General features: G+C 72.2%; 24 protein-coding genes. 17 read left to right on the forward strand and 7 right to left on the reverse strand.

The genetic code is table 11. The annotated features are described in order from the left end of the window. Positions 1-180 precede the first annotated feature (180 nt). Together ACSNN8_RS25875 and ACSNN8_RS25880 are read left to right on the forward strand one after the other, a co-directional pair. Positions 181-1002, forward strand: coding sequence for a PhzF family phenazine biosynthesis protein (locus ACSNN8_RS25875; RefSeq protein ID WP_436652149.1), 822 nt, complete (start codon positions 181-183; stop codon positions 1000-1002). A gap of 12 nt (positions 1003-1014) precedes the next feature. After that, complete coding sequence (locus ACSNN8_RS25880) at positions 1015-2649, forward strand: ABC-F family ATP-binding cassette domain-containing protein (RefSeq protein ID WP_436652150.1); 1635 nt, start codon at positions 1015-1017, stop codon at positions 2647-2649. Position 2650: 1 nt separating this feature from the next. Here ACSNN8_RS25880 and ACSNN8_RS25885 read toward each other — a convergent pair whose 3' ends face one another. Next, a complete protein-coding gene (locus ACSNN8_RS25885) occupies positions 2651-3277 on the reverse strand; it encodes a formylglycine-generating enzyme family protein (protein ID WP_436652151.1) in 627 nt (208 codons plus the stop codon). Between the two features lie 72 nt (positions 3278-3349). Here ACSNN8_RS25885 and ACSNN8_RS25890 point away from each other — a divergent pair, with 72 nt between their 5' ends. From ACSNN8_RS25890 to ACSNN8_RS25900, 3 genes are all read left to right on the forward strand, one after another. Next, a complete protein-coding gene (locus ACSNN8_RS25890) occupies positions 3350-4663 on the forward strand; it encodes a neutral zinc metallopeptidase (RefSeq protein WP_436652152.1) in 1314 nt (437 codons plus the stop codon). 10 nt (positions 4664-4673) lie between these two features. Further along, complete coding sequence (locus ACSNN8_RS25895; RefSeq protein ID WP_436652153.1) at positions 4674-5144, forward strand: molybdenum cofactor biosysynthesis protein; 471 nt, start codon at positions 4674-4676, stop codon at positions 5142-5144. A 1140-nt stretch (positions 5145-6284) separates the two neighbouring features. Next, positions 6285-6605 carry a hypothetical protein gene (locus ACSNN8_RS25900; protein WP_436652154.1) on the forward strand — a complete coding sequence of 107 codons (321 nt, stop codon included), beginning with the start codon at positions 6285-6287 and terminating at the stop codon, positions 6603-6605. Between the two features lie 318 nt (positions 6606-6923). Here the strand turns inward: ACSNN8_RS25900 and ACSNN8_RS25905 are convergent, their stop codons facing one another. From ACSNN8_RS25905 to ACSNN8_RS25915, 3 genes are all read right to left on the reverse strand, one after another. Continuing rightward, complete coding sequence (locus ACSNN8_RS25905; RefSeq protein ID WP_436652155.1) at positions 6924-7694, reverse strand: N-formylglutamate amidohydrolase; 771 nt, start codon at positions 7692-7694, stop codon at positions 6924-6926. Next, complete coding sequence (locus tag ACSNN8_RS25910) at positions 7669-8778, reverse strand: EamA family transporter (RefSeq protein WP_436652156.1); 1110 nt, start codon at positions 8776-8778, stop codon at positions 7669-7671. Before ACSNN8_RS25910 ends, ACSNN8_RS25905 begins: the two co-directional genes overlap by 26 nt. 173 nt (positions 8779-8951) lie before the next feature. Continuing rightward, positions 8952-9386, reverse strand: coding sequence for a DUF4142 domain-containing protein (locus ACSNN8_RS25915; RefSeq protein ID WP_436652157.1), 435 nt, complete (start codon positions 9384-9386; stop codon positions 8952-8954). 52 nt (positions 9387-9438) lie between these two features. Between ACSNN8_RS25915 and ACSNN8_RS25920 the strand changes: the two genes are divergently transcribed. Together ACSNN8_RS25920 and ACSNN8_RS25925 are read left to right on the forward strand one after the other, a co-directional pair. After that, entirely contained in the window at positions 9439-9663 is a 225-nt protein-coding gene (locus ACSNN8_RS25920) for a hypothetical protein (protein WP_436652158.1), read from the forward strand. A gap of 268 nt (positions 9664-9931) precedes the next feature. After that, positions 9932-10180: a hypothetical protein gene (locus tag ACSNN8_RS25925; protein ID WP_436652159.1), complete on the forward strand. Its 249-nt coding sequence runs from the start codon at positions 9932-9934 to the stop codon at positions 10178-10180. Between the two features lie 527 nt (positions 10181-10707). Here ACSNN8_RS25925 and ACSNN8_RS25930 read toward each other — a convergent pair. Both ACSNN8_RS25930 and ACSNN8_RS25935 read right to left on the reverse strand, forming a co-directional pair. Next, positions 10708-10911 (reverse strand): DUF397 domain-containing protein, encoded by a 204-nt coding sequence (locus ACSNN8_RS25930; protein WP_436652160.1) that lies wholly within the window; start codon positions 10909-10911, stop codon positions 10708-10710. Further along, positions 10908-11789 (reverse strand): helix-turn-helix domain-containing protein, encoded by an 882-nt coding sequence (locus tag ACSNN8_RS25935; RefSeq protein WP_436652161.1) that lies wholly within the window; start codon positions 11787-11789, stop codon positions 10908-10910. The genes ACSNN8_RS25930 and ACSNN8_RS25935 overlap by 4 nt, the downstream gene beginning before the upstream one ends. 240 nt (positions 11790-12029) lie before the next feature. Between ACSNN8_RS25935 and ACSNN8_RS25940 the strand changes: the two genes are divergently transcribed. From ACSNN8_RS25940 to ACSNN8_RS25970, 7 genes are all read left to right on the forward strand, one after another. Further along, positions 12030-12296, forward strand: a complete 267-nt coding sequence (locus ACSNN8_RS25940) for a hypothetical protein (protein ID WP_436652162.1) — start codon at positions 12030-12032, stop codon at positions 12294-12296. Beyond that, positions 12283-12663 (forward strand): hypothetical protein, encoded by a 381-nt coding sequence (locus ACSNN8_RS25945; RefSeq protein WP_436652163.1) that lies wholly within the window; start codon positions 12283-12285, stop codon positions 12661-12663. The genes ACSNN8_RS25940 and ACSNN8_RS25945 overlap by 14 nt, the downstream gene beginning before the upstream one ends. A gap of 129 nt (positions 12664-12792) precedes the next feature. Further along, on the forward strand, positions 12793-13173 hold the full coding sequence (locus ACSNN8_RS25950; RefSeq protein ID WP_436652164.1) for a hypothetical protein: 381 nt from the start codon (positions 12793-12795) through the stop codon (positions 13171-13173). Positions 13174-13183: 10 nt separating this feature from the next. After that, complete coding sequence (locus ACSNN8_RS25955) at positions 13184-13849, forward strand: chemotaxis protein CheB (protein WP_436652165.1); 666 nt, start codon at positions 13184-13186, stop codon at positions 13847-13849. A 47-nt stretch (positions 13850-13896) separates the two neighbouring features. Beyond that, entirely contained in the window at positions 13897-16383 is a 2487-nt protein-coding gene (locus tag ACSNN8_RS25960) for an Hsp70 family protein (protein WP_436652166.1), read from the forward strand. Continuing rightward, positions 16367-16840 (forward strand): GNAT family N-acetyltransferase, encoded by a 474-nt coding sequence (locus ACSNN8_RS25965; RefSeq protein ID WP_436652167.1) that lies wholly within the window; start codon positions 16367-16369, stop codon positions 16838-16840. Before ACSNN8_RS25960 ends, ACSNN8_RS25965 begins: the two co-directional genes overlap by 17 nt. Positions 16841-16897: 57 nt before the next feature. Beyond that, positions 16898-17917 (forward strand): sialidase family protein, encoded by a 1020-nt coding sequence (locus ACSNN8_RS25970; RefSeq protein WP_436652168.1) that lies wholly within the window; start codon positions 16898-16900, stop codon positions 17915-17917. Here ACSNN8_RS25970 and ACSNN8_RS25975 read toward each other — a convergent pair. Continuing rightward, positions 17914-18513 carry a TetR/AcrR family transcriptional regulator gene (locus ACSNN8_RS25975; protein ID WP_436652169.1) on the reverse strand — a complete coding sequence of 200 codons (600 nt, stop codon included), beginning with the start codon at positions 18511-18513 and terminating at the stop codon, positions 17914-17916. The genes ACSNN8_RS25970 and ACSNN8_RS25975 overlap by 4 nt on opposite strands. Positions 18514-18574: 61 nt before the next feature. On the opposite strand from ACSNN8_RS25975, the gene ACSNN8_RS25980 reads away from it, so the two are divergent. Genes ACSNN8_RS25980 through ACSNN8_RS25990 form a run of 3 tightly spaced genes read left to right on the forward strand, consistent with a single transcriptional unit; the run spans position 18575 to position 22968 of the window. Next, on the forward strand, positions 18575-19738 hold the full coding sequence (locus ACSNN8_RS25980; RefSeq protein WP_436652170.1) for an acyl-CoA dehydrogenase family protein: 1164 nt from the start codon (positions 18575-18577) through the stop codon (positions 19736-19738). Between the two features lie 30 nt (positions 19739-19768). Further along, the gene (locus ACSNN8_RS25985; protein ID WP_436652171.1) at positions 19769-20968 is read left to right on the forward strand and encodes an acetyl-CoA C-acetyltransferase; all 1200 of its coding nucleotides are present in this window, start codon (positions 19769-19771) and stop codon (positions 20966-20968) included. Then, positions 20968-22968 carry a 3-hydroxyacyl-CoA dehydrogenase NAD-binding domain-containing protein gene (locus tag ACSNN8_RS25990; protein ID WP_436652172.1) on the forward strand — a complete coding sequence of 667 codons (2001 nt, stop codon included), beginning with the start codon at positions 20968-20970 and terminating at the stop codon, positions 22966-22968. The genes ACSNN8_RS25985 and ACSNN8_RS25990 overlap by 1 nt, the downstream gene beginning before the upstream one ends. The last annotated feature ends 54 nt before the right edge of the window (positions 22969-23022 follow it).

The raw sequence follows: 23022 nt of genomic DNA on the forward strand, positions 1-23022 counted from the left end.
GTCCCTCGGCCGACCCCACCCACCCGGGGGCCTGCCAGCCTACGACGAGGGCGGGAGCGCCCGGCAGTTTTCCACAACCCGGCTCCGGTCCGGAAAACGGTCGTCCACAGCGCCGCCCGTTGTCCACAGCACAGCGGCAGGTGCTGGCGCCGGGGCCCGGCGGCAGGGCAGGCTTCCGGCATGGCGACGATCGAGCGATACGCGGCATTCACCGACGACCCCGCGGGCGGCAACCCGGCCGGCGTGGTCCGCGACGCCCAGGGGCTGGACGACGCGGGCATGCTGAAGATCGCGGCCGAGGTGGGCTACTCGGAGACCGCGTTCCTCACCGAGCACCGCGGAGACGGCCGCTACCGGGTGCGCTTCTTCAGCCCGCTGGCCGAGGTGCCGTTCTGCGGCCACGCGACCGTGGCGACCGCGGTCGCGCTCGGCCCGGGCGAGCACGTCTTCACCACGAACGCCGGGGACGTGCCGGTCACGGTCGACACCGCCGGGTGGGCCATGCTGACCAGCGTCGCACCATCCGTCGCCGACCTCGCGCCCGGCGATCTGGAGGCACTGCTGGACGTGCTGCGCTGGCGGCCCGACGACCTCGACCCGGAGCTGCCGCCGCGGGTCGCCTACGCGGGCGCCCACCATCCGGTGCTGGCCGCCGCGTCCCGGCAGCGGCTCGCCGACCTCGACTACGACTTCGACGGGCTCAAGGCGCTGATGGAGGCGCGCGGCTGGACGACGATCCAGCTGGTCTTCCGCACCGGCGCCGACTCCTTCGACGTCCGCAACCCGTTCCCGGTCGGCGGCGTGGTGGAGGACCCGGCCACCGGCGCGGCCGCGGCGGCGCTGGGCGGCTATCTGCGCGCGCTGCGGATCGTCGGCGACGACGCCGTCGTGCACCTGCGCCAGGGCGACGACCTGGGCCGGCCGAGCCGGCTGACGGTCCGCCTGCTGCCCGGGGAGGCGGGCGTGCGGGTCAGCGGGAAGGCGGTGCCGCTGCCCGCCTAGACTCGGTGCGCGATGAGTGCCACCTTGATTGCCCGGGATCTCGCCGCGGGGCACGGCGACCGAGTGCTGTTCTCCGGGCTCGACCTGGTCGTCGCGCCGGGCGACGTGGTCGGCCTGGTCGGGGTCAACGGCGCCGGCAAGACGACCCTGTTGCGGACGCTGGCCGGCCTCGTGCCGCTGGAGAGCGGGAGCGTGACGCTCAGCCCGCCCACCGCGAACGTCGGCTACCTGCCGCAGGAGCGCGAGCGGCGCGAGGGTGAGACGGTCCGCGACTTCCTCGCCCGGCGCACCGGCGTGGGCCCGGCCCAGCAGGCGCTCGACGCGGCGACCGAGCGGCTCACCGCGGGTGAGGCAGGTGCCGACGACGAGTACGCGACGGCGCTGGAGCGCTGGCTGGACCTGGGCGGCGCCGACCTGGACGAGCGCGCCGGGCAGGTGGCGGCCGAGCTCAACCTCACCGTGAGCCTCGACCACCCGATGACCGCGCTCTCCGGCGGGCAGGCCGCGCGCGCCGGGATGGCGTCGCTGCTGCTGAGCCGGTACGACGTGTTCCTGCTCGACGAGCCGACCAACGACCTCGACCTCGACGGGCTGCGCCGGCTCGAGCAGTTCGTGACGAGCCTGCGGGCCGGGGCGTTGCTGGTCAGCCACGACCGGGAGTTCCTGACCCGCACGGTCACCAAGGTGCTCGAGCTCGACCTCGCGCAGCAGCAGATCAACCTGTACGGCGGCGGCTACGCGGCGTACCTCGAGGAGCGCGACCGCGCGCGCCGGCACGCGCGCGAGCAGTACGAGGAGTACGCCGACAAGAAGGACGACCTGCTCGAACGGGCCCGGATGCAGCGCGCCTGGATGGACAAGGGAGTCCGCAACGCCCGGCGCAAGGCCCCGGACAACGACAAGATCGCCAAGCACGCCCGCGGGGAGACCAGCGAGAAGCAGGCGGCCAAGGCGCGGCAGACCGAAAAGATGATCGAGCGCCTCGAGGTGGTGGAGGAGCCGCGCAAGGAGTGGGAGCTGCGCATGGAGATCGCCGCGGCGCCGCGCTCCGGCTCGGTGGTGGCGACCCTGCGCGACGCCGTGGTGCAGCGCGGCGACTTCCGGCTGGGGCCGGTCACCCTGCAGATCGACTGGGCCGACCGGGTGGCGATCACGGGCGCGAACGGCTCCGGCAAGTCGACGCTGCTCGCGGCCCTGCTGGGGCGGATCCCGCTGGACGAGGGCACGGCGCACCTGGGCTCGGGCGTGGTGGTCGGCGAGATCGACCAGGCGCGCGGGCTGTTCCTGGGCGACAAGCCGCTGATGGCCGCGTTCGGTGCGGCGGTGCCCGAGATGAGCGACGCCGACGTGCGGACGCTGCTGGCCAAGTTCGGGCTGCGGGCCGCGCACGTGCCCCGGCCCGCCGCGAGCCTGTCGCCGGGCGAGCGCACCCGCGCGGCGCTGGCGCTGCTGCAGGCGCGCGGGGTCAACCTGCTCGTGCTGGACGAGCCGACCAACCACCTCGACCTGCCCGCCATCGAGCAGCTCGAAGCGGCCCTGGCCTCGTACGCGGGAACTCTGCTCCTGGTGACGCACGACCGGCGCATGCTGGAGGCCGTCACGATCACCCGCCACCTCGAGGTCGCCGACGGCAAGGTCAGCGGCTGAGTCACCGCACCGAGCGCGCCACCCGGAAGCCGACGTCGTCGACCCGGAACGTCGGGTGGCTGCGCCGGCGCACCGAGGCGCGGCAGCTCCAGTGCTCGTCGAACCACCCGCCGCCGCGCAGCACGCGGTAGGTGCCGTACACCTGCGGGTCGTACAGGTCCCAGCACCAGTTCCAGACGTTGCCGAGCATGTCGTACAGGCCCCACGCGTTGGGCTGCTTGCCGCCGACCTCGCGCAGCCGGCCGCCGGAGTTGTCCCTATACCAGGCGATCTCGTCGAGCTCGCCGTAGCGCGGCCCCGGCGTCCCGGCACGGCAGGCGTGCTCCCACTCCGCCTCGGTGGGCAGCCGGTAGCCGTCCGAAGTGTCCACCAGGCTGACGTCGTCGCCGTCGATCACGTACGCGGGCGGCAGCCCCGCCTGCAGCGACTGCGCGTTGCAGAACCGCACGGCGTCCAGCCAGGACACGCTCTCGACCGGCAGCCGGTCGCCGCCCGGCAGGCCGTACTCGCCGCGGGTCACCGGAAAGACGCCGATCTCGTACGGCCGGAGCGTGACCTCCCATCGGCGCTGCGTGCGACGGTCGGCGAGGGTCACCACCCCCGCGTCCACTGCGATCGTCTCGAGCATCGGAAAAGCGTATCGACGTGAGGAACTGCCACCGGCGGGGTACCCCTGGGCGCATCGGACCTGAGGAGAACCATGGCGGCGAAGCGTTCGTTCACATCCGCGCTGGCTGCGGCGGCACTCGTGCTCGGCGGGTGCGCGGTCATCCCGCTCGAGGAGGACCAGCCGCAGCGGGGACGGCAGAGCTCGGGCTCCGACGTGGTCACCCCGGCGCTGCGCGACGTCGAGCGGTTCTGGACCCAGCAGTTCGGCACGATCGCCGACGGGCAGAAGTTCACGCCCGTGAGCGGCGGCTACTTCCCGTACTCGCAGAGTGATCCGCCGCCCGCGTGCGGTGGGCAGCAGTCCTCGTACGAGCCGAACGCCTTCTACTGCCCGGCCGACGACTTCATCGCCTGGGACGCGCAGCAGCTCATCCCGTCCCTGCAGGAGACGTACGGGCCGCTGCTCGTCGGCTTCGTGATCGCGCACGAGTACGGGCACGCCATCCAGGCGCGCATCGGCCCCGAGCGGCAGCCCACCGTGGTGCTCGAGCAGCAGGCCGACTGCTACGCCGGGGCCTGGCTCGCCGACGTGCTCGCCGGCAAGTCGACCGCGTTCACCAACGTCACGCCCGCGCAGCTCGACAACACCGTCGCCGGCATGCTGCAGCTGCGCGACCAGCCCGGCACGCCCGCCGAGTCCGAGGGCGCGCACGGCAACGCGTTCGACCGCATCCGGGCGATGCAGGACGGCGTCGACGAGGGCGTGCAGACCTGCGCCGGCTACCGGGCGAGCAACCTGCCCGTGACCGAGGTGCCGTTCAGCAGCCAGCGCGAGGCGGAGACGGGCGGCAACCTGGCGTACGAGGACGCGGTCAGCCTGCTCGCCGACGACGCCCAGTCGTACTGGCAGCGCACCTACCCGCAGCTGGCCGGCAACCAGTGGGCGGACCTGGCGATCCAGCCGTACCGCTCCGGCAGCCCGCCGCAGTGCGCGCAGCCCGACCCCGCGGCCGACGGCGGCGCGTTCTACTGCAACGACCCGGAGTTCGCGGCGTTCGACAGCACCGGGCTCGGCCCGGAGCTGCACCGCAAGATCGGCGACTTCGCGCTCGGTATGCTGCTCGGCGACCTGTTCGCCCGCGCCGCGCAGACCCGCCGCGGCCAGTCCACCCGCGACGAGAAGGGCCAGCTCACCGTCGACTGCCTGGCCGGCTCGTGGACCAACGACCTGCTGACCCGCAAGGCGAACAGCAAGGTGCTGCTCTCCCCCGGCGACCTCGACGAGGCGGTGACCGCGCTGCTGGCGTTCGGCCGCGGTAACGAGGGCCAGGGCCCGACCGCGTTCGACCGCATCGCCGCCTACCGCGAGGGTGTGCTGAAGGGCCTGCGGCCCTGCACCGACTAGCCTGGCCCCCATGCCGGAGATCGTCGAGCTGCTCGCCTCCCCGGTGCACCGCTTCGAGGGGCGCCCGTCCGACGGCCCGGCGGACGCCCCCGCGGTCGAACTGGTCCCCTCGGTGCAGATCCGGGCCGGCCTCGGCATCGCCGGCGACCGCTACTTCAACAAGCCCGCCCACCGCGACGCCAGCATCACCGTGATCAGCCAGGAGTCCCTGCCCCCCGGTGTCGGCCTTCTCGCCGTACGGCGCAACATCCTGCTGCGCGGCCTCCTCGTCGACGACCTGGCCGGCCGGGTGCTCACCCTCGACTCCGGCGACGGCCCGGTGCGGTTGCAGGTCAACAGCCGGGCGCATCCGTGCGCTTGGATGGACGTCACCGTCGGGCCGGGCGCCTGGAAGGCCCTGCGCCGCAAGGGCGGCATCCGCTGCACTCCCCTGGACGACGGCGTCTTACGCCTCGGCCCCGTGAAGGCAACCGTCACCTGAAACGATTTCGCCGCTTGGTTGCGCCGCTCGACCGGGTCGCTCCCCGGGTCGCTCCCCGGGCCGCCAGAGGGGTGGTCCCGATTGGTGTTCGCAGTTTTTCCGCCCCGCACATCGCAGTTGATGGCGACGTGATGGCAGTCACGGCGGTATGAGCACGCGCCGACACATCAGCGCGTATTCCGTTGACTGCTTGCCGAGCATGGCGGACCATTCTTTTTGTTCCCACCACAGCGACGCATATCCACCGGACGGCGCGCATGCGCAAGGCAGTAATGCGGAAAATGGCGCCGCAGTGACACACCCGCAACAAATTGCACGTTCGCCGCACGGGCTTCCGTCGCCGCGTGGCACCCACTCACCCCGACCCGGCGCTTCCGTATTGCCGCGCAGAGCGAAACGAGCGGATGGCTTGACTTCGCCCGGCATTGAAGCCTCACAGCTGCGCCCCACGCCGGTCGAGTCGGGCTCCCACTGGCGACGCGTCGGTTTCCCGGCCGGCCCGGCGCGGCCGCTCTCGCGAATCCTGGCCGCATTGAGCGACTGACCAGGCGGCGCAGCCGCTCTCGCGAACCCTGGCCGCCAGGAGAGCGCGACTGACCAGGCGGCGCGGCCGCTCTCGCGGATCCTGGCCGCGTCGAAGGGGGCGAATGTCCGGGCGGCACAGCCGGGTACGCACGAGCGCAACCGGCCGCTCTCTTCGGCGCGCCCGCGCGTCGGAGTACTGCCATCGGCGGCGCCTGACGTGATGGAAGGGAGACGGCCGTCTCCGGATTCTCTGCGGCATGCGCTCGGTGAGGACGCTGCAGCTTGTCTGCGCCGCGCGCTTGGCAAAGGCCCTGCAGCTGATCCGCGGCACGCGCCCGGCGAAGGCGCTGCAACTCCCCGGCGGGGTCCGCCTGCTCCAGGTGCTGCGGCTTTCGCTTGGTAGAGGCGTTGCAGCGTCCCGGCGGCGTGGGCCAGGTGCGGGCGTTGTGACTTCTCGGCCGGGTCCGCCTTATCCAGCTGCTGCGGCTCCGCTGCGGCTCTCGCTTGGTGGAGGCGTTGCAGCGTCCCGGCGGCGTGGGCCAGGTGCGGGCGTTGTGACTTCTCGGCCGGGTCCGCCTTATCCAGCTGCTGCGGCCCCGCTGCGGCTCTCGCTTGGTGGAGGCGTTGCAGCGCCTCGGCGGCGTGGGCCAGGTGCGGGCGTTGCGACTTCTCGGCGGGGTCCGCCTGATCCAGGTGTTGCGGCTTCGCTGCGGCTCTCGCTTGGTGGAGGCGTTGCAGCGCCTCGGCGGCGTGGGCCAGGTGCGGGCGTTGCGACTTCTCGGCCGGGTCCGCCTGATCCAGGTGATGCGGCTTCGCTGCGGCTCTCGCTTGGTGGAGGCGTTGCAGCTTGTCGGCATGTCGGCGCTGGAGACCGTAAGCGCGGCGACGCTCGTGCTCACGGCGGAATACGTCACGCTCGACGGAATGGCGACGTGACGCCGTCCGGTCGCGCATTCCCGCGAGTTCCGCCCGAGTGAACAATTGAAGCTGCCGCCGCATGACTCAATTGTCCCGCGCCGGATGCCGAATTCCCAGTCCGCCGGAGTGTCGATCATGCCAAGTTTCCTCTGCCGCCTAACCAAACTCGAATCGCTTTATTGGCGCCAGCGCCGATCCAACGCCCGATACCGATGCCCCGCCTTACCGAATCGCCTCTACGACGAGATACAGAATGCATGCGGGGTGGTGTGGGCTCGTGTGGAATGTAAGTAGATAAGTTATTCGGCGCAGCTCTCGGCCGGCCGGCAGCGCGGCTCAGGCATGCACGGCTTCGACCAGAGCAGCCAACCCCTCCACCACGGCGTCGAGGCCGTCATGGGGATCCCCGCCGGGTTCGGTCATGTAGGTGTCGCGGCGGATTTCGACCATGAGGGCGGTGACGGCGGCCGTGTGGCCGTAGAAGTCGAGGGGCACGTAGGCGCCGCTGAAAGGGGTGTTGACGTCGACCGAGAAGGCGGCGAAGGCCGAGCGGGCGGCGCCGAGCAGGGACGCGGGGGCGTGGGCCGGGTCGGCGCCCAGGCAGATCTGGGGGCGGGGGGTGTCGCCGTGGAGTTCGTACGGCAGGGGGACGGTCGGATAGGAGTGGACGTCGAGCACGACTGCCCGGCCGGTGGCGGACAAGCGGTCGGCGACCAAGCCGGTCATCGCGGCGGCGTACGGGGTGAAATGGTCGCGGATCAGCTGGGCGTCGCGTGCGGGGTCGTCGGCGCGCAGGCGGCGGCGGGCGTGGCCGTGGGTGTAGACGGCGCCCATGCCGACGGCGCGCATCTCCTCGCGGTCGTCGGGGAAGCGCTCGGGGTCGACGACCAGGCGCGACAGGGTGTTGGTGAAGACCCAGGCCCGGCCGGCGGCGCGCGCGGCGATCAGGTCGGTGTGGGCGTCGGTCAGGTTGTCGAGCTCGGCGGTCAGGGCGGCGTCGTCGAGCAGGATGCCCGCCCGCGCCCCGGGGGTCAGCTCCCGGGACGCGTGCGGGACGTGCAGGATCACCGGCGAGGCGGGGTCACCGGGCGCGATCTGAAAAGTCACCGGGCCATTGTCGGGGCCGCGGCACAGAAGTGGCTGTGGTGCGGCTCTCCAGGACCAGGGCGGCGATGAGCAACGCCGCGCCGATCCAGCCGGCAGAGCCGAGGCGGTCGCCCAGCAGGACGACGGCCAGGGCGGTGCCGACGAGGGGTTCGAGCAGGGCCATGAGCGACGCGGTGCCGGCCGCCGTGGAGTGCAGGCCCCGGAAGTACGCGGCGTAGCCGAGCGCGGTCGGGCCGATCCCCAGCAGCAGGAGCAGGCCGAACGCTGCCGGAGTGGGCGTGAAGGTCAGGCCGTCGGCGAGGGCCAGCGGAGTGAGCACGGCGGCGCCGAGGGTGAAGGCGAAGCCGGTGGAGGCCAGTTCGTCCAGGCCCTCGACCGGGCGGGCGCCGACCAGCGTCATGGTGCCGAAGCCGGCGGCGGCCAGCAGGGCGAAGGCGGCTCCGACGAGGGTGTCCGCGGGGTCGGCGGCGCCGGAGGGTACGCCCACGAGCAGCGTGAGGCCGGCCAGGGCCAGCCCGGCGGTGGCGAGGGTGGCGGCGCCGACGCGGCGGCGGCCGGTGAGTGCCTCGGCGAGCAGCACGAGCACCGGGGAGGCGCCGATGGTGAGCAGCGTGGCGAGGCTGACCGTGGTGCGGGCGACGGCGGCGAAGTAGCTGGCCTGGAACAGCGCGGCCAGCAGCCCGACCACGACGATGCGGGTCCAGGCGGCGCGGCCGCGGGGCAACGGACGGCGTGCGACGCCGAGATCGGCACTGTCGCGAGGCAACGGACGGCGCACGACGAGAAGGTCGGCACGGCCGCGCGACAGCGGACGGCGCGAAACGAAAGGGGCAGCGCGGCCACGGGTGAGGAGGAAGGCGGCGCGGCCGCGGGTGAGGAGGAAGGCGGCGCGGCCGCGGGTGAGAAGAAGGGCGGCGACGAGCGCGAGGCCCCCGACGCCCAGGCGGGCGGCGGCGACGCCGAGCGGGGAGAGGCCGGCCTCGCGGGCGAGCAGGGTGCCGGTGAGGCCGCCGGTGCCCCACAGGCAGCCGGCGGCGATCAGATACCAGAGACCGTTGACGGTGGCGGGTTTGGTGACGAGCACGGGTCATCGCTCCTGCGACGGGATGCGGACAGGGTCGCGGAAGCGGGAGCGGCTGGAGAAGCAAAGCGCCATCGCGCGCCCGGCCACCGGCCGGGCGCGCGGGAAGCCGTCCCGCTCAGGAGCGGGGTGGCGGGGTGACGAAAAGCCGTCGGCGCATCAGCCCATCGTAGCGGTCAGCGGGCGCGGGCTCCGTAGCCCGCCGCCTCGAGGGCCGCGTGGTGGGACTCGATCACGGGGACCGCCGCGGCGGCGACCTGGCGGGCCGGCGGCTCGGCGCCCGCGGTGGCCTCCCGCTGGGCGCGCTTGAGGGCCTTGTGGTGGCCGGCCAGCTGGGTGGAGACGAACAGCGGGTCGAACTCGGTGGGCCGGGCCGCCTCGTAGCGGCAGGCCAGCTCCTGCTGCTGCTCGGTCGGCAGGTCGGGCAGCGTGACCCGCAGCTGGGCGGCGACGCGGATCACCTCGGCGTCCATGGCGGTGTGGTCTCGCACGAAGCGGGCGCCGATCGCGCGGACGCCGGCGCTGGGCGACTTGCGCTGGGCGAGCCGGCCGGCGGCGATCTCCGCGAGGTTGGACTGGTGGGCGGCCCGCAGGAAGTGGACGTACGGCACTTCGGGTGCGTACCTTGCTGGCACTCCGAGCGGTGACCCGATCACGTCGGCTATGGGCCTTCCGATTCTTCCGAGCGCGAACGTCCCGGTTCGCACGGTGTTTGTTGCGGACGCTACCCGGCTTTACGTCGGTGTTCGCCGCGACCTCACGCTGAACGTTTCGCAGGATTACCAGTTCGGTAACGACGTGACCTCATGGCGACTCACCTACCGCCTCGCCGGCGTCCGCGCGGCGGAGGCCACTTCGGCCGTGAAGATTGTCGCTTCTGCCACCTGAGTTTATGACTAATCGCTAGTTGTTTCCTTCAGTGCGGCCAGCGGTTTAGAGGGATCGCCCCCAGGGCTTGTGCGACCTGGGGCCTCTCTGTTAGCCGTGATGGCTTCACGGGTCATCCCATCCGCGTGGAGCTTTCTCGGTTTACAGGGCAGTAGATCGATTCAGTGGGTGTTCGTGTGTGTGGGCGGGGACGGCCTGGGAGCAATCCCAGGTCTTTCTCTTTTTTGGCCCTTGTCCCTTGTAGCAAATTATAAGGAAGGACTTCGTCATGACTTTCAAGACTCCCCCGCATGAGCGCGTACTGGCGCGCTCTATAGAGATGCCGATTATGGACGGCGGTTGCATCCTGTGGATGGGCGCGACAACGCCAGACGGATACGGCCTGATGAGCGTCAACGGGAAGCTTCAATACGTTCACCGGATCATGGCACGGCACGCGGGCATGAATGTTGACGATCAAACAGTGGATCATCTCTGCCGGGTGCGCAATTGTGTGAACTTCCGCCACCTGGAGTAGCTCCACACCTATCCGGAAGGTTCTCACCCGTTCAAGGTCCCGTACCCGTCACCAACGTCCTGGGACAGCACAACTAGAGCGTTCCGGGTACTTCCTGACTACGTGTGAGGGGTGCCGGCGGCCCTTCTACTGTTCAGCGTACGGATCTGCCCGTATCGAATTCTGTACGTCCGGGTGCGAGTGGAAGCATGGGGACGAGGTTGCCAAGTGGCCGGCATGGGTCCACAAGAATTCTCGCAGGGAAGGCGACTGCCTTATCTGGCTAGGCTCGTATGCGGTACGAAACAAAAACCCCGTTCACACCTACCCTGACGGGACAAGAGTCTCCGTGAAAATCCTGCTGATGAAGGATGACGGGTACGTGCTCCGCTTCAAGACTTCGTGCAGCAGCGGAAGGTGTTTAGCGCCATGGCACCAAAAATGGATATTCTCAGACCGCGAAACGCCCTCAGATCCATTCTGAGCGCACGAAAGAGCCCCACCCTATAGGCAGCATAGGGTGGGGCGCCAGATTGGTCTACGGGGCTTCAGAGGTCGAATTCTCCAGCCTTAACGCCAGCGATGAAGTCGGCCCAGGCCGCCGGCGTGAACGTCAGCGTTCCGCCTTCCCTGTCCTTCGTGTCCCGGACCGGCACAACGTCGGGAAGGTTTGTTGCGACTTCAACACAGTTGCCGCTCTGCCCGCTACGGGTGGCCTTACGCCACTGAGCACCTTCAAGGTCACGGGTCACCGGGACCACTCCTTTATCTTCTCTTCGATCGCGGCCCTGGATGCCGGTAGATCGAGTGCCACTGTACTCAGGTCGTCCCAGATAGCCGAGTAGGTTTCGACTTCCTCAGCTTTGTCCAGGTAGAGACTGCCTGTGGGCAACTCTTGGTAGATCGTTGTTGGCTCAGGGTCACGAGCCGATGACTCTCTAGGAAAGTCGAGAATCACGAACGGACCCTGATAGGCGGTATGCGGTCCGACACTGAAGGGGATGACCCGAATGGACACATTCGGCCGTTCCGAGAATGCGAGCAAACACGAGAGTTGATCGGTCATCACCTCGGGGCCGAATCCGCGAAGTAGCGCCGATTCGCTGAGGATCACGTCTAGCTCAGGCGCTTTCGGTTCCCTCCGGGTGAGGATCCGCTGGCGTTGCATACGCATCTCTGTCCGGCGCTCCACAGCGTCCGGCGGAAGCCCTTTGATAGGGCCACGGCTGATGATCGCTCGCGCGTACCCCGGTGACTGGAGAAGTCCGGGGATCACTTCCGCTTCGTACTGGCGGAGCCTGGACGCTGCGGACTCCATGCCCAAGAAGAGTTGAAACCACTCCGGGATGTCGGAGTACGCGTGCCACCATCCCTTAGCTTTGCTCTGCCGGGCCAACTCCTTCAACGCCTCAGTGACGTTCGTGTCGGCCCCGTAGGCGCGGCACATTACGTCCACGTCGTTCGGGTGGATCGGCACCTGTCCTGTCTCGTATCGCCACAGGCGGGGCTTGCTCCACTCCAGGGCCGCCACGGCTTCCACGACAGTCAGCGGTACCGCTTCCCGTAGCTGCCTCAGCGCCCGGCCTAGCTGCCGGCGCGGCACGGTTGATCCGCTGTTATCGGTACTCACCGCGTAACCCTCCCTAGCGTCACCGCGTAACCGCCTGGCCGGCTCTTGCGTAACCTTCTTCGGCTGAACGTCTCGTGTTGAGCCGTTCTACCGCGTAACCGTTGCGCTGCGCTAGATGCTGCCGGAAACATCGCTCCTGAGCGGAGCATCCCTGTTGTCCGCTTCCCGATAGCCCCCGCGTCTCGTCGGGTCGCCTGGATCGACTGGGCGGGACGTGGGCCACAACCCAGGGGGTGACCGATGGCGAACACTGCCAGCACCGATCTACCGGCCGGCGTGACGCTGAAGGCGAGCGCTCTAGGCGGCTACGCCGTCCACCTGGGCGGCGAATTCGTCGGTTGGATACACGAGAACGGCCCGGAGCGCTGGAACGCCTACAGGCGCGCTGAGCCTCCCCGAACCGGTGAGTTCCTGGGTGCCTTCCGTCGGGCGGACGCTGTGGAGCGGATCGCGCGCGCGGCTACCAATACTGCCGGCCACGGGAAGGCCGGCCATGCTCAGGGATGAACTCGTGAAGGCCCTGGAGGCCCAGCCGTGGAACACGGACGTACGGCTCAGGGTCGGCAAGATTGACGTGGACGTGACCCGTGTCGACCACGATCCGGACCGGGAAGCGATCATCCTCGAGATCCACCCGGACGATCTGGAGGGCGCTGTCAGGGCTGCGGCGGCCGGCCCATGGTGGAGGCAGAAGGGGCCCCCGGCGCGTGACCGGGGGACCTCTTCACTCGTGGCGGTTGCTGGTCAGCGGCGGACGATCGTTCGACGTGTGATCCCGCCACTGAGCGAACAACGGATCATCCTCGTGCACTTCGATCACGCCGTCCCCCATGATCCCGGTTGCTTCGTCGTACGCCGGGACGGGTATGGCTAGCGTCTCGTGATCGACCCAGTAAGCCCGCATCACTCGCCCCGCTTACGGAACGGGTTCGGCAACCCCGCCCCCACCCACGCGCGGCACAAGAACACGCAGAGCTCGACGCTGTTGTCAGAGGACACCGGGGTGCCGTTCGACGAGCTGCAGGCCGAGCAGATCGCGCTGTTCCGCGAGGCGTGGAAGCAGGCCGGCCACGCCCGCGAGCCGCGGGTCTCGATCTCGCGCAGCGTCCTGCCGATCACCGAGGAGATCGACCGGGTCTACTTCGGCAACCAGGAGCAGGAGGACCAGATCGGGCTGCTCGAGGGGGTGCGGTCGCGCTTCGGCCGCACGTACGCCGGGGAGCCAGACCGGATCGCCGAGGAGCTCGCCGCCGACGCCGCGGTGCGGGCCGCCGACACCGTGCTGTTCACCGTCCCGAACCAGCTGGGCGTCGCCTACAACGCCCGGATCCTCGAGACGATCACCAAGCACATCGCTCCCGCCATGGGGTGGAATCCGGCGTAGCCTGAAGCCGATGACCGCATCCGGAACCGAGGGTCAGTCCACGACGGAGCCCGCCGTGGCCGGTCTCGCGCCGCCCGCGCCGGGCCGCGACGCGTACCCGATCGGGTTCCCCGTGGTGGCGCTGGTCGCGTCGGCCGGCGGCGTCGGCGCCATCGCCGAGGTGCTCGGCTCGCTGCCGCCCGGCCTGCCCGCGGCGGTCATCGTGGCGCTGCACCAGGATCCCCACCGCGCCAGCCACCTCGTGCACGTCCTGGGCCGGGCCACGCAGCTGCCGATCGACCTCGCCGTGGACAACGCGCGGATGCGCCCCGGCCGGGTGCTGGTGGTCCCGCCCGCCTACCACCTGCTGATCACCTCGGAGGCCCGGATCGGGCTGGTCGCGACCGGGTCGCTGCCCCCGGCCCGGCCCTCCGCCGACCTGCTGCTGGCCACCCTCGCGGTGACGTGCGGCGCGCGGGCGCTCGCCGTCGTGCTCACCGGCATGGGCCACGACGGCCAGACCGGCGTCCGCGCGATCGACCACTGCGGCGGCACCATCATCGCCCAGGACGCGGCCACCTCGGCCTTCCCGTCGATGCCCGCCGCGGCCGTCACGACGGGGCTGGTGAGCCAGACGTTGTCGCTCGGCGCCATCGCCCCGGCCATCGTCGGCCACGTGAGCGCCCTGGTCCGCTGAGGTCGTGGCTCTCCGCAAGCGGGTGATCACGTGGCACTATGCCGTACATGACCATGTCGGTTCATCGATGGCGGGCCGGGATCAGCATCGGCACCGCGTGCACGGTGGCGATGCTGCGCGCGCCCGGGATGCGGCCCCGGCCGATCCTGGCGGGCGGGTCGCCGCGCCTGCCGTCGTCGGCCGACCCGGTCTACCCCGGACACCGCGACCCGCTGTGGGCCGGCTCGATGCTGCCGCAGCACCTGGCCCGGATCGCCGCCGAGGTGCGGCGCGCCGCGGGCGACGAGCCGGTCGAGACCACGGTGGGCTGCCCGCCGGAGTGGGAGAACTCGCGGCGGGCCGCGCTGGCCGAGGCGGTGAGCCGGGCCGGGCTGGGCGACGTCGAGGTCGTCAGCGAGGCGGTGGCGGCCGCGGCGTACCTGGTCGACGGCGACGAGCAGGCGGTGCCGGTGGGCGGGCTGCTGCTGGTGCTGGATGCGGGCGCGAGCAGCTGCGACGTGGCGCTGGTGCGGCGCACGCTCGCCGGGTTCGAGACCGCCGGCTTCGAGAGCGTCGCGGACACCGGCGGCATCCGGCTGGACACCGCGCTTGTGGAGTTGCTGGGCGCGCGCATCGCGGCCGGGGACCGTACGGTCTGGCACCGCCTCGAGGACCCGCTGACCCCGGTCGACCGGGCGGCGCGGCTGCTGCTGTGGGAGGAGGTGCGGGCGCTCAAGGAGCGGCTGTCGGCCGAGACCGTCTCGACGCTGACCGTGCCGCTGGCCGGCACGGAGCTCACGGTGACCCGCGAGGAGTTCGAGGCGCTGGCCCGGCCGGTGCTCGACCGGATGGTGCGGGCGACCCGCGACGTGCTGGGCACGGCGACGGTCGCGAACGTGTTCCTCGTCGGCGGGTCCAGCCGCATCCCGCTGATCGGTGAGCTGCTGACCGAGGCGACCGGCCACGAGCCGATCACGGTCAAGGAGCCCGAGCTGGTCGTCGCCGAGGGGTGCGCGCTGCTGGCCCGCCGGGACGCGCCGCTGCTCGACGAGGACGTGCAGTTCACCGTCTACCGGCCTGCGCGGCTGCCGCCGAACCGGTGGGAGTCGCTGCTGGTGTTCGCGCACAAGTCGGACCCGGTCGTCGATCCGGTCGCCGGCCCGCTCGACCCGGTGCGGGAGGTGCAGGCCCGGGCCGAGCGCTTCTTCGAGGGGCAACCCCCTTCCCCGCGTACGGTCGACGCCCGCTCGCCGGTGCCGCGGGGCGCGCGGATCCGGGTCGTGCCGGACCTGCCCGGCGTCGAGTGCAACCCGCCCGAGCACGTGCTCGACTGGCGCGAGCCGGTGCACGAGCTCGTTTTCCGGCTGCGGGCCGCGCCGACCGCGCCCGAGGTGGTGCGCGGCTTCGTCCGCGTCTGGTGCGGCCCGCTGGTGATCGGCGAGGTGTCGCTGGCGCTGCCCGTCGCGCTCGGCGACGTCACGCCCGAGCGCCGGCCCGAGCCGCTGCGCCGCTACCGCAAGATCTTTCCCTCGTACGCCCGGGCCGACCAGGCGATCGTCGAGGAGTTCGCGACCGTGGCCCGCGCGCTGGGCGACCAGTACCTGCAGGACGTGGTGACGCTGCGCTCCGGGGAGCAGTGGAGCCCGCGGCTGCTCGAGCTGATCGCCGAGGCGGACGTCTTCCAGCTGTTCTGGTCGAGCAACTCGATGCGCTCGGAGAACTGCCGCGCCGAGTGGGAGTGCGCGCTGGGCCTGCGGCGGCCCTCGTTCGTCCGCCCGCTGTACTGGGAGGACCCGCTGCCCGAGGCCCCCCACCTGGGGCTGCCGCCGGACGAGCTGCGCCGCCTGCACTTCGCCAAGGTGCCCGCGACGGCCCCGGCGGTGACCCGGCCGGCGCCGTCCGTGCCGGCCGCCCCGCGCTCCCCCGCGCCCGACCCCGTGCCGGCGCCCACGGCCTGGCTGCGGGTGGTCACGGCCGACGGCGAACGCTCGACGTTCATGCTGCCGCAGCAGCGCGCCGTGGTCATCGGCACGGCGCCGCAGGCGGACGTGCGGCTGGCCGACTCGTACGCGAGCCGGCGGCACGCCGAGATCAGCCCCTCCGGCGGCCGCTACCTGGTCGACGACCTGGGCAGCACCAACGGTACGACGCTCAACGGCCGCCGCGTGACCGGCCGCGAGCCGCTGCGCGACGGCGACGTGATCGGCGTCGGCAGGACCCGGCTCGCGTTCGTCCCGGCTGCGCCGTGGCCGCAGCCCCACGAGTACGGCGGCCCACCAGCCACCCGCGGCGTCCCGCCCGCCCAGGGCAGCGCCCCGCGCCCGGCCCCGCCCGCCGCGTACCCGGCCCCGCCCGCCTCGCGTCCGGCGCCGTCCCGGCCGGCCGGTGGCGCGCCGCGCGGCACCGCGCTGATCGCCGCGGGCGCGGGGCTGCTGGTCGCCGGCCTCGGCTGGTGGCTGCTGTCGGCGTACGCGGCGGCCGTCGTCGGGCTGGGCGCGGTGATCGCCGGGCTCGTCCTGCTCGCGACGGGGGTGGCCCGTGCCGTCCGGCGGTGACGACATCCGGCCGGCCCGCGGCCCCGAGGACACGGACCGCGTGCGGCGGCTCGTCGACGACGCGTTCACGCCGTACATCCCGCGGATCGGGTCGCGACCCATGCCGATGGAGACGGACTTCGACGCGGTGGTGGCCGAGGGCCGCTGCTGGGTGGCCGTCCACGCGGGCCGGATCGTCGGCATGGTGCAGCTCGCCGTCGCCGCCGACCACGTCGAGGTCGAGACGCTCGCGGTCGATTCCGACGTGCGCGGCGCCGGGGTCGGCGGGCGGCTGCTGGCGTTCGCCGAGCAGCGGGCCCGCGAGCTCGGGCTGCCCGAGGTGCGGCTGTGCACCAACCGGGCGATGACCGAAAACCTCGCCTACTACCCGCGGCGCGGCTACCGCGAGACGCACCGCGAGACCCAGCACGGTTTCCACCGCGTGTTCTTCGCCAAGCCGGTCGGGCGGCCCTCCTGACGGGCGCCCGCACGGGGACCGGTTAGATGGGGGGCCAGGACACCGAGGGGGAGAAACGTGCCGACGCCGTTCACCGTCGCGCGGGCCGAAGCGGGCCGCCTGGCGCACTTTCCGGACATCGTGCGGCTGGGCGACGGCCGGCTGCTGGCGAGCTACCGCGAGGGCGCCGGGCACGTCCGCTCGGACGGCCGGATCAGCGTGGTCGAGAGCACCGACGGCGGCGTGACGTGGTCGCAGCCGTGGGTGGCGGTCGACGGCCGGTACGACGACCGCGACCCGAAGATGACCGTGCTCGCCGACGGCACCGTGCTGCTGAGCTACTTCGTGATCGACTGGAGCACCGAGTCGCTGCACACCACGCACGGCACGTACGTGCACCGCAGCACCGACGGCGGGCGTACCTGGAGCGACGCCGTCGAGGTAGGCACGGCGATGGTCGACGAGGGCGGCCGGCTGACGCCCGCGGTGCCGACGTGGGCGGCCTCGCACGGCGCCGCGGCCGAGCTGCCCGGCGGCGACCTGCTGCTGCCGCTGTACGGGCGGCTGCCGGGTCAGAAGTGGCAACGCGCCACCGTCGTGCGCAGCACCGACGGCGGGCGCACCTGGCCGGCCGGCGGCGAGGTGCTGCTCGGCGAGGAGGAGGGCGTCCACTTCCAGGAGCCGACGCTCACGGTGCTGCCCGGCGGCGAGGTCGTCGCGCTGATCCGCACCACGGCCGACGTGGCGTACCTGTGCCGTTCCTCCGACGGCGGGCACACGTGGACCGAGGCGCGGCCGACCGACATGCCCGCGTCGTCGCACCACGCGCTGGCGCTGAGCACCGGCGAGGTCCTCGTCACGTACGGCGACCTGTCCAAGCGGTTCTCCGAGCACCGCGACACGGTCGGGCGGCTCGTGCGGGACCCGGCCGGCACCTGGGACGGGTACGAGGACGTGCAGCTCTACGACTCGGGCCACCAGGACCAGGCCAACCCGTCCAGTGTCGAGGTCGAGCCCGGCCGGTTCCTGACGCTCGGCTTCGACGTCACCGACGCCTCCGTGGTGGGCGTGTTCACCACGCCCGAGGACTATCCCTAGGCGTCCGGGAAGACCTGCTCCACCATGGTCAGCAGGGTGGCCGCGAGCAGCCGGTGCACCTGCGCGCGGGTGAGCACGCCACGCTGCAGCCACTCGCGGGCGGTGGAGACGGCCAGGCCCACATAGGAGCGGGCCATCGCGTGCAGCGCGGGACCGGGCGACGGGCGGCCCACGGCGGTGAGCACGGCGTCGGCCGCCCCGTCGATGGCCTGGGTGATCACCAGGTCGACGTCGGGGTCGCCGGCCATGCCGCCCGCGGTGATCGCGGCGAGCCACGAGCGGCTGTGCCGGGACACCACGTCGAGATACCAGGAGACGATCCCGTCGACCCGGGTGCGCAGGTCGCCGTCGGGCAGCGCGGCGATCGCCGGCCCGGGCACGGTCAGCATCACCCGGATCACCTCGAGGTAGAGGTCCTTCTTGGTGCCGAAGTAGTGGTTGACCAGGCCGCGGGCCACGCCGGCGGCGCGCGCCACGTCGGTGGTCGATACGGCGGCGTAGCCGCTCTCGCCGAACAGCCGCACCGCCACGGACAGGATCTGCTCGCGGCGCGCGTCCGGCTCCAGCCGGCGGCGCTGTCCCGTGTCCACGCTCACGGCGATGACCTTACGGCAAACTGTTGTTGACACCCCGCCAACAAGCCGAAATGGTAAGACCATGCCGACCCCAGGACTGGACGGGTACGCCCCGGCGTGGCTCAAGCCCGAGCACGAGGACCTCGCCGAGCTGGCCCGCACGTTCTTCACCCGCGAGGTGCTGCCGCACGCGGAGCGCCACGAGCGGCAGGGCCACCCCGACCGCGAGCACTACCTCGCCGCCGGCCGGCTGGGCCTGCTGGGGCTGAGCGTGCCCGAGCAGTACGGCGGCGGAGGCGGCGACTTCACCCACGAGGCCGTCCTGCTGCACGAGCAGATGGCGACCGGCGAGGGCAGCCTCGGCCTGGCCGTGCACAGCGGCATCGTCACCGGCTACCTCGTCGCGTACGGCAGCGAGGAGCAGAAGCGGCGCTGGCTGCCCGGCCTGTGCTCGGGCGAGCTCGTCGGCGCGATCGGCATGACCGAGCCGGGCGGCGGCTCCGACCTGCAGGAGATCCGGACCCGCGCGGTCCGCGACGGCGACGACTACGTGGTCACCGGCTCGAAGACGTTCATCACCAACGGCGGGCTCGCCGACCTGCTGATCCTGGCGGTCAAGACCGACCCGGGGCAGCGCGCCGCGGGCATCAGCCTGCTGGTCTGCGAGCTGTCCGGCGAGCCCGCGGGGTTCCGGCGCGGCCGGCTGCTCGACAAGATCGGGCTGCACGCCAACGACACCGCCGAGCTGTTCTTCGACGGCCTGCGGGTGCCGGCGGCGAACCTGCTGCAGACCGAGGGCTCGGGGTTCTTCCAGATGATGCGCCAGCTGCCGCAGGAGCGGCTGGTGATCGGCGTGGGCGCGGTGGCGGCGATGCAGCGCGCCGTCGAGCTCGCCACCGCGTACGCGAAGGAGCGCACCGCCTTCGGCAAGCCGCTGCTCGGCCATCAGAACACGCGCATGGTGCTCGCCGAGTGCGCCACCCGTACGCGGGTCGCCCGGGTCTTCCTCGACGACTGCATCGCCCGGCACACCCGCGGCGAGCTCGACGTGGCGACCGCCGCGATGGCCAAGGCGTGGCTCACCGAGGGGCAGTGCGAGGTGGTCGACCGCTGCCTGCAGATCTTCGGCGGCTACGGCTACACCACCGAGTACCCGATCGCCCGGATGTACGCCGACGCCCGCGTGCAGAAGATCTACGGCGGCACCAACGAGATCATGAAGGAGCTGATCGCGCGTGCGCTGTAATGCCCCGCGGCGGAAAACCGAGGCAAAACCGTGAATGAGGCGTACGTCTACGACGCCCTGCGCACGCCGCGCGGCCGCGGGAAGGCGACCGGCGCGCTGCACGAGGTGAAGCCGATCAAACTGGTCACCGGGCTGCTCGACGCGCTGCGCACCCGGCAGCCCGGCCTCGACCCCGGCCGCATCGACGACCTCGTGCTCGGCGTCGTCACCCCGGTCGGCGAGCAGGGCGGCGACCTGGCCCGCTCGGCCGCGCTGCTGGCGGGGCTGCCCGACACGGTCGCGGGGGTGCAGCTCAACCGGTTCTGCGGCTCCGGGCTCGAGGCCGTCAACCAGGCCGCCGCGCGGATCCGGTCCGGCTGGGAACACCTGATCGTCGCGGGCGGGGCCGAGTCGATGTCGCGGGTCCCGATGGGCTCCGACGGCGGCGCCTGGTTCCTCGACCCCGAGACCGCGCTCGCCACCGACTTCGTGCCGCAGGGCGTCAGCGCGGACCTCATCGCCACGCTGGAGGGGTTCTCGCGGGAGGACGTCGACGCGTACGCGGTGCAGTCGCAGGACCGGGCCGCCAAGGCGCGCGCCGGCGGCCGCTTCGACCGCTCGCTCGTGCCGGTGCGCGACGCGAACGGCCTCGCCATCCTCACCGCGGACGAGCACCCGCGCCCCGACACCACCCTCGACGGGCTGGCCCGGCTCGAGCCCTCGTTCGCCGGCACACCCTTCGATACGGTCGCGCTGCGCAAGCACCACTGGCTCGAACGGATCGAGCACGTGCACCACGCGGGCAACTCCTCGGGCATCGTCGACGGCGCCGGGCTCGTGCTGATCGGGTCGGAGCGGGCCGGCCGCGAGCTGGGCCTGGCCCCGCGGGCGCGGATCGCCGGGGCCGCCGTCACGGGCGCCGACCCGACGCTGATGCTCACCGGCCCGGCCCCGGCCACCCGCAAGGCGCTCGCCGCCGCCGGTCTCACGGTGGACGACATCGACCTGTTCGAGATCAACGAGGCGTTCGCCGCGGTGGTGCTCAAGTACGTCCGCGACCTGGAGCTCGACCCCGCGACGGTGAACGTCAACGGCGGCGCCATCGCGCTGGGCCACCCGCTCGGCGCGACCGGGGCGATGCTGCTCGGCACCGCCCTCGACGAGCTCGAACGCCGCGACCGGCGCCGGGCCGTGGTCACCCTGTGCATCGGCGGCGGCATGGGCGTCGCGACCGTCCTCGAGAGGCTCTGATGATCGACTACTCCCGGGACGGCGACGGCGTCGTCACGCTCACCCTGGACGACCCCGACCAGCAGACCAACACGATGAACGCCGCGTACGTGACCGCGATGACCGCCGCCGTCGACCGCCTGCACGCCGAGCGCGACGAGGTCACCGGCGTGATCGTGACCAGCGCCAAGAAGACGTTCTTCGCGGGCGGCGACCTGCCCTCGATGGCCCGCGCCACCCCGGCCGACGCGCCCGCGCTGTTCGACCTGCTCGGCACGATCAAGCGGGACTTCCGGCGCCTGGAGACCTACGGGCGCCCGGTCGTGGCCGCGATCAACGGCGCCGCGCTCGGCGGCGGCCTCGAGGTCGCGCTCGCCTGCCACCACCGGATCGCGCTCGACACCCCGGACACGCGGCTCGGCTTCCCCGAGGTCACGCTGGGGCTGCTGCCCGGCGCGGGCGGCGTCACCCGGACGGTCCGGCTGCTCGGCCTGGTCCCCGCGCTGACCACCTGGCTGCTCACCGGCCGCCGCCTGCGCCCCGCCGACGCGCTCGCCCACGGCCTGGTGGACGCGCTCGCCGCCACCCCGGCCGAGCTGCTGTCCCAGGCCCGCGAATGGATCTTCGCCAACCCCGACGCCGCCCAGCCGTGGGACCGCGACGGCTACCGCCTGCCCGGCGGCACCCCCTCCTCCCCCGCACTGGCCGCCCAGCTGCCCGCGTTCCCCGCCACGCTGCGCGGGCAGCTCAAGGGCGCCTCGCTGCCCGCCCCCGAGGCGATCCTCGCCACCGCGGTCGAGGGCGCGCAGGTCGACTTCGACACCGCGCAGGTCGTCGAGACCCGGCGGCTGATCACGTTGCTCACCGGGCAGGTCGCCAAGAACCTGATCGGCGCGCTGTTCTTCGACATGCGGGCGGTCAACGGCGGCCTCGCCCGGCCGGACGCCGAGGCGCCCCCGGCCCGCCGGGTCGCCGTGCTCGGCGCGGGCATGATGGGCGCCGGGATCGCGGCCGCCTGCGCCCGCGCGGGGCTCGAGGTCGTGGTCAAGGACGTCACCGCCGAGCTCGCCGCGCGGGCCGCGCAGCCCGGGGTGGTCACCACCGCCGACGTGCGCGACCTGGCCGGCTGCGACGTGGTGATCGAGGCCGTGTTCGAGGACCCGGCCCTGAAGCGGTCGGTGTTCGCCGAGGTGGAGCCGGTGCTGGCGCCGGACGCGCTGCTGGCCTCGAACACCTCGACGCTTCCCGTGACCGGCCTGGCCGCCGGCGTGTCGCGCCCCCGCGACTTCCTCGGCATGCACTTCTTCTCACCGGTCGCCAGGATGCCGCTGCTCGAGATCGTCGTCGGCGAGCACACCTCCGAGGCCGCCGTGGCCCGCGCCTTCGACCTGGGCCGCCGCCTCGGCAAGACCCCGATCGTGGTCGACGACGGGCGCGGCTTCTTCACCAGCCGGGTCATCGGCCACTTCCTCGACGAGGCGATCGGCATGCTGACCGAGGGGGTCCCCGCCCCGTCGATCGAGCACGCCGCCCTGCAGGCCGGCTATCCCACCGGCCCGCTCGCCCTGGCCGACGAGGTGAGCCTGACCCTGATCCAACGCATCGGCGCCCTGTCCCCCGGGTCCCTCGCCGTGGTGAACGCCCTCGTCGACGACCACGACCGCCCCGGCCGATCCGCCGGCCGCGGCTTCTACTCCTACGCCGCGTCCACCACGGTCGCGGTTCCCCGGCGGGTCGGGCTGTGGGAGGGCCTGGCCCCGATGGCGACCGCGCAAGGGCGTGCCGTCCCCCTGGCGGACCTGCAGGACCGTTTCCTGTTCGCCGAGGCGCTCGACGCGCGCCGCTGCCTCGCCGAGGGCGTGCTGCGCACGGCGGAGGACGGCAACGTCGGCTCGATCCTCGGCATCGGCTACCCGGCGTGGACCGGTGGGGTCCTGCGCTTCGCCGACCAGCACCCCGACTTCGCCGGACGGGCACGGGAGCTCGCCGCCCGCTACGGTTCCCGCTTCGAGCCCGCGTGAAGAAGGTGAGAAAACCCGCCGCCGGGGCAAGCGTGACGACGCACGACGGCGCAC

This window comes from Actinoplanes sp. URMC 104, assembly GCF_051386375.1.
Taxonomy (GTDB): domain Bacteria; phylum Actinomycetota; class Actinomycetes; order Mycobacteriales; family Micromonosporaceae; genus Actinoplanes.